The sequence below is a fragment of the Saccharomonospora iraqiensis subsp. iraqiensis genome, assembly GCF_000430445.1.
GTDB classification, from domain to species: domain Bacteria; phylum Actinomycetota; class Actinomycetes; order Mycobacteriales; family Pseudonocardiaceae; genus Saccharomonospora; species Saccharomonospora iraqiensis.
Window position 1 is genome coordinate 1 of the sequence record NZ_KE387121.1, and the last position, 1740, is coordinate 1740.

Annotated in this window: 2 protein-coding genes; one reads left to right on the plus strand and one right to left on the minus strand. The window is 73.7% G+C overall.

Translation table 11 applies throughout. The features are described from left to right. Positions 1 to 257: tetratricopeptide repeat protein (locus ACTIR_RS24150; protein ID WP_034240860.1), on the plus strand; the 257-nt coding region annotated here is incomplete at its 5' end. Positions 258 to 318: 61 nt separating this feature from the next. Here ACTIR_RS24150 and ACTIR_RS0118100 read toward each other — a convergent pair. Next, on the minus strand, positions 319 to 1740 hold a 1422-nt coding region (locus tag ACTIR_RS0118100; protein ID WP_411431336.1), incomplete at its 5' end, for a neutral zinc metallopeptidase.

A 1740-nucleotide genomic window follows, 5' to 3' on the forward strand; every position in this document is an offset into this window, starting at 1 on the left:
CGACCGACCCGTCCGCGGTCGAACGCGCGGACGCGGATCCCGACGACCTGCAGGCCCAGCTCGCCGCGGCCGACTACGAGGTCGCCTCCGGGGCCGTCGAGGACGGCTTCCGCAGGCTGACCGCGACCGCGCGCCGGGTCGCGGGGGACGACCGGGACCGCGTCCGGGAGCACCTCGTCGGCCTGTTCGACCTGTTCGACCCCGCCGACCAGCGGGTCGCCAAGGCACGGAGGGACCTCGCCAGCGCACTGTTCTGAGTGCCCGCCGGAGCCCCGCGCCCGGTCCGGGAACCCCGGGCGCGGGGTGCCCGGACCGGGATCACGGGTAGGTGTCCGTGCAGGCGGCGGAACCCTCGTAGTAACCCAGGCGCAGCGCCTCCACCCGGGCGAAGCCGTTGGCCACCCGGAGACCGTCGGCGTCGGCGGCGATGAGACTGCGCGGCTGCAGCAGCTCGGCGATCGCCTCGTCGAGGTCGCCGGGGGAGGGACGCAGCAGCGCGCCCTCCACGTCGATCGCGTTGGTCCAGGCGCCGACCAGGCACGCCGTCCGCAGCCCCGCCTCGGGGCTCGTCACGTCCGCCCCGACCCCGAGCTGCACACCCTGGACATACCGGGACACGATCTCGGCGAACGCGGCGAAGTCCCCCATCCCCCCGGCGCTCTCCGTGCCGCGGAACTCGGCCTCCCGGTCGATCGGCTGTCCCAGTTCGGCCAGGGCCGCCATGTCGATGCCGACGGTGTTGTTCTCCCGGCAGTAGGAGGCGGGCGGGGTGCCGGTCCCGTCGGGGCAGTCGCCGCCGGTCTCGACGATGCGGGGCGGATCCACCTCCGCGGCGGCGAAGGAGTCGTCCAGGCTGCGTTGGAGCATGCCCACGGTCTCGGCCGAGATCCGCAGGTCACCTCCGCCCGCGTCCTCCGGGGCGAACGGCCGCTCGGTGATCCGCGCCTCGACGTCGGCCCGGTCGAGGTCCGCGCACCGGGCGGAGCCGGAGGAGAACCCGAGCTGGAAGGCGTAGGTCCGGTCGAACGCCGTGCCGTGCGCGCCGCCCGCCCCGGGGTCGTCCCGGATGAAGAACAGCGAGGACAACACCTGGTTCAGGCCCTCGGAGGTGGAGACCCGGAAACGGGCGCTGGAATCCTCGGCCATCCACCGGAAGTAGGCACCGGTGAAACAGTCCGCCTGCTGTTCCTTGACGATCGTCGGGGTGGTCTCGTCGATGCCCGCCCGGTCACCGAGCCGGTACTGGACCGCGTGCCCGAACTCGTGCGCGAGGACGGTCACCACCGCCATCGGGCCGAACCGCTGACGCAGCAGCGGGAGCAGCAGGCCCCGGTCCCAGGCCACCAGATCCTCGCTCGGGCAGTAGAGCGCGTTCATCGCCGCTTCGGTGGTGTCCGCGCCGCAGATCTCGAAGGCGGTGCCCTGGGGGTCGTAGGACAGCAGGCGGCCGACCGGCTCGAACTCGTCGGCGAACCGTTCGGGGAACTCCTCCGTCCAGAAGGCACTGACGTCGGCGATCGCGGCGAGCGCGAGCCGGTCCTCCGCGGAGTCGGAGACGTTCTCGACGGTCAGCTCGGGCGGGGGCGCGTCCGGGCGCAGGCCGCTCTCGAAGTGCGTGACCGGGAGTCCCGCGATGTCGCCGACGCTGTGTGCCTGCCCGCGGACCTCCGCGCCGCAGGCCGTGGCCACCAACGCGCACGCCACCGCACCGGCGACGAACCCCCGGTTCCGGCGGGGCGC